Origin of the sequence: Aquimarina agarilytica ZC1 (assembly GCF_000255455.1) — a bacterium.
Lineage (GTDB): Bacteria > Bacteroidota > Bacteroidia > Flavobacteriales > Flavobacteriaceae > Aquimarina > Aquimarina agarilytica.
This window is the reverse complement of the sequence record NZ_JH621320.1, coordinates 1-3,551: the sequence shown is the minus strand read 5'-3', so window position 1 is coordinate 3,551 and position 3,551 is coordinate 1. Positions and strand designations below refer to the sequence as shown.

Genomic DNA, 3,551 nt, shown 5'->3' with positions numbered 1-3,551 from the left:
TAGAGTAGATGATTTTGGCATCCTTAAATATACGAAATATTTATATTAAAAGCGTATTAATTGGAATAGCTCCAAGGAATAAACAAGCAAAAACTGCAGGACTTAAAACTTTTAAACTGAAAAAAATAACGAACCAAATGATGGCATTAAGTAAGTTTAGCCATAAAATTAGTTTTTTATTTTCCTTTACCAGAAGTATATTTTTAGTTAGTTCTCCAAGGTTTACAATTGAAAAAAATATAATTGTAAATATGGAGGTATAAAAAAGAGTAACAGTTGGTGCTATTGATCTTGTTGTATGATTCACAAAAACATGAGAAATAGCGCTTATAAGTACATAAGAAACAATATAAATAGCTCCTTTTGATAATACTTTTTTCTTTGTCATATAGGAATTAGCCTAAGGAGCTTAGTTGAAGCCTGATTTTCTGAACAGTTTATTACAAAATGTGGCATAAGTTATTATTAGTTGGTTGTTTGATCAATAAAAGTAGCTACATCTTTTTTAAATTTTTCCATAGATGGTTTGTGTGTATACATCATATGTCCGGCTTCATAATATTTCATAATAATATTCTTTTTCAGTTCAGGATTTAAGCCCATATGATTGATCGAGTGTTCTACGCCATAAAAAGGTGTTGCGATATCGTAATATCCATTTAGAATAAGGATTTTTAAATGCGGATTCCTTTTCATTGCAGTAGTCATATCGGGCAAGGTACTCACGGCTACTTGAGCATTCCAAAGTATATTACCTTTATGCTTCCAATCCCATTTGAAGCCTTTTCTTGTACTTGCGCTGGTAGTGTAGCTTAAATCCTTTCTAACTTTTAGGTCGTTGTATAAATAATTTTTATAAGCAGCAATAAAAGGCGTTGATATGGCATCCCATGTAGGGTCAGTTAAAGCAAATTGAGATAGTAGATCTTCATTAATTCCAGAAAATCTTGAGTCAAGCCGACCTACAATTAAGCCTTCTTCTTTTAACACTTCCTGAAAAAATTCACGACTGGTTACACGTAAATCAGCTTCAAGCCAATAGTCTTTGCTTAGGCTTGAAAAATCTTCAAGCTTTTGAGCAATAGTATTTTTTTCTGTGGCGGTTAATTGATCTCCTTTGAGTAGAGCCTGAGCATATTCATTTTCAGTAAAACCTCTAACTTTATTTAAAAAAGATTCCAAATTAGGGTCTTTATTTTTTATTTTGTCATGGTACCAAGCGCAAGCAGCAATAGAAGGGAAATGAATTAAAAAAGAAACATCATCTCCTGGACCATACAGTAAGTGCTGTAATTCAAAAGTAGCTGATACCATAATAACTCCATTCATGGCAATGCCTTTATCCTGTAAGTATTTAACTAAACCAGCATTTCTAAATGTACCATAGCTTTCTCCCAATAAATATTTGGGAGCATTAAATTTTCCAGATCGAGCTATAAATTGCTCTATAAATAATCCAATACTTCGGATGTCTTTATCTACTCCCCAAAAATCTTCCCATTTGGATTCCCCAATGGGTTTACTAAAACCAACACCAACGGGGTCTATCATGACTAAATCTGCTTTGTCAAGAATTGAAAATTCGTTGTTAACCACTTTGTAAGGAGCAGGTTTGGTGTAGCTAGGGTCATTTATCTCTACTCGTTTCGGACCTAAAACACCAAAATGTAACCAAAAAGACGCAGACAAAGGCCCGCCATTAAAAGCAAAAACAATAGGTCTTTCTTTATTTGAGTTCGCTTTTTTATAATGTGTAAAACCGAATAAGGCAATAGGTTTATCATTTTCATCTCTTAATTGAACCGTTCCTGTTTCTGCATTCAGGTTGATCGTTTTTCCATTAATTGATACCGATTGGGTAGTGTTGAATAACTCACCAGAGGGAATTTCTTTTTTAGGAATTTTCTTTTCTGACTTTTCTTGGGAAAAAACAGTGAAAATAGATAGCATAAAAAACAAAGGTAAAATACAATTTTTCATATAAGTCGGTGGTTAATGCGTGTATTTCTATTTTAGAACAATCACTCCATAAATATATAGGATAACTGATTAACATTGAGTGTGTTTTTTGATAATTTTCAGCTGTTTTTTTGCTAAAATGGTAATTTTAAATAGGTAGAATTTTAATCAATTTCCATGTAGTAAATAGCTTCAAGAAACTTTTTAACCCCCGGTGTTTCATTTTTGTCAGATTTTAATTCTTTTAATACTCCTGCAACCTTAATTTTTTTTGGAGGAAGCTTTTCTATTTGTTTAGCATGAGCAATTAAAAAAATTCTATTGGATTTTTCATCTCTTAACTTGTATACATCATAACTATCTATTAACGGAGTCATTATAAATGTGGTTACATTTCCAGATATAACAGGTGTCATAATAAATCCATTAAAATCACTGTGAGATGAGGTAAATTGAGGAACACCTGTGATAATCACATTTGAGGTTATTATTTCGTTAGTTTCAACCTCCGAAGCTAAGAACTCAATGGGTTTATATTTGCTATATAACTCTTGTAGGTTATTATCTAATTTTAAAATAATGGAATTTCTTTTTTCTTGATCAAGTTTTGAAATTGATAACTCAAAAAATAAAATCATTTTCTGTTTGTCGTTAAAAATACCTCCAACTTTTCCCAATTCAGCTTCTGAAATTATTCCATCGTCTGCTTTTGTTAAAATGTTGTAAAACCTTCCTCCATTGTCTAGATGAGTTAGGGCTTCGTTTACATTTTTGTATGGAATTACTTCAGTCATAAATTTCTTTTTTCTACTTGTTGAGATTGGTAATTATTTTAGTAACACTTTAAGTTGGCTTTTACATTTTCTAGTTGATTCCAAATGGGGTGTTGATTTTTTTGTGGAGATAAATAAAACCAGACTAAGTGTTGTTTTTTTAGAGGACAAGGTTCCATTTTTATTTTAGCATTTAAAATAATGATTTTGTTTGAAAAAAACTCATCATAAACTTCAATGGAGCCTTTAAAGGTATTGTTATCTGTTTGTTGAAGTACAGACTTCGTTTTTGGGATTTTTTTGAAAAAATTAAAATTAGTTATAGTTCCCGTATTCATTAATCCATCAAAGTAGGTATTCATCGCATTTTCCAATGCAGAAGCGTTCAAATTTGGATCATTTTGTAAAACCCATAAAAAAACATACGAAAAATAATCTTCACTATTTTTTTCGCCCCATCCAGGTGCAAATCGGATATGTTCCTCACCTTCATATTCTAAATCTCCAGCGAATATTAAAGGAAATTCCAAGACTTCACTTCGCCAATCATTATTTGCAATAAGAACATTTTCGATAGAGTTATTTAATCGAAAGTATAGATATACCGCTCCAATTGAAATAGCAATAAAAACAACTAGCAAAATTTTCACTATTTTTTTTAGCATATGTTCAATTTTAATTAGATTCAAATAATACTTAATAACCTATGTTAGTTATAGGTTTATCGGCACCGCCAAATGGTATAATACGCTTAGATTAGGTATCCCCCCGAGCAAGTACATCTTTTGAGATATTCTTTGCTGTATTATTTTTGTAAAA

At 31.1% G+C, this 3,551-nt stretch carries 4 protein-coding genes; all 4 read right to left on the bottom strand.

Going from position 1 to position 3,551, the window contains the following annotated elements; genetic code table 11:
* Positions 1-40 precede the first annotated feature (40 nt).
* The 4 genes from KQA_RS0218080 to KQA_RS0218065 all read right to left on the bottom strand — a co-directional run bounded on the left by KQA_RS0218080 (position 41) and on the right by KQA_RS0218065 (position 3,397).
* Positions 41-388, bottom strand: coding sequence for a hypothetical protein (locus tag KQA_RS0218080; RefSeq protein ID WP_010183044.1), 348 nt, complete (start codon positions 386-388; stop codon positions 41-43).
* Positions 389-465: 77 nt separating this feature from the next.
* On the bottom strand, positions 466-1,980 hold the full coding sequence (locus KQA_RS0218075) for a S10 family peptidase (protein WP_010183043.1): 1,515 nt from the start codon (positions 1,978-1,980) through the stop codon (positions 466-468).
* Positions 1,981-2,123: 143 nt separating this feature from the next.
* The gene (locus KQA_RS0218070; RefSeq protein ID WP_010183042.1) at positions 2,124-2,753 is read right to left on the bottom strand and encodes a hypothetical protein; all 630 of its coding nucleotides are present in this window, start codon (positions 2,751-2,753) and stop codon (positions 2,124-2,126) included.
* A gap of 38 nt (positions 2,754-2,791) precedes the next feature.
* Positions 2,792-3,397, bottom strand: a complete 606-nt coding sequence (locus tag KQA_RS0218065; protein WP_010183041.1) for a hypothetical protein — start codon at positions 3,395-3,397, stop codon at positions 2,792-2,794.
* Positions 3,398-3,551: the final 154 nt, after the last annotated feature.

Coding starts and splice junctions, on each gene's coding strand:
- KQA_RS0218080 (WP_010183044.1), bottom strand. CDS start 388: ATGACAAAGAAAAAAGTATTATCAAAAGGAGCTATTTATATTGTTTCT.
- KQA_RS0218075 (WP_010183043.1), bottom strand. CDS start 1,980: ATGAAAAATTGTATTTTACCTTTGTTTTTTATGCTATCTATTTTCACT.
- KQA_RS0218070 (WP_010183042.1), bottom strand. CDS start 2,753: ATGACTGAAGTAATTCCATACAAAAATGTAAACGAAGCCCTAACTCAT.
- KQA_RS0218065 (WP_010183041.1), bottom strand. CDS start 3,397: ATGCTAAAAAAAATAGTGAAAATTTTGCTAGTTGTTTTTATTGCTATT.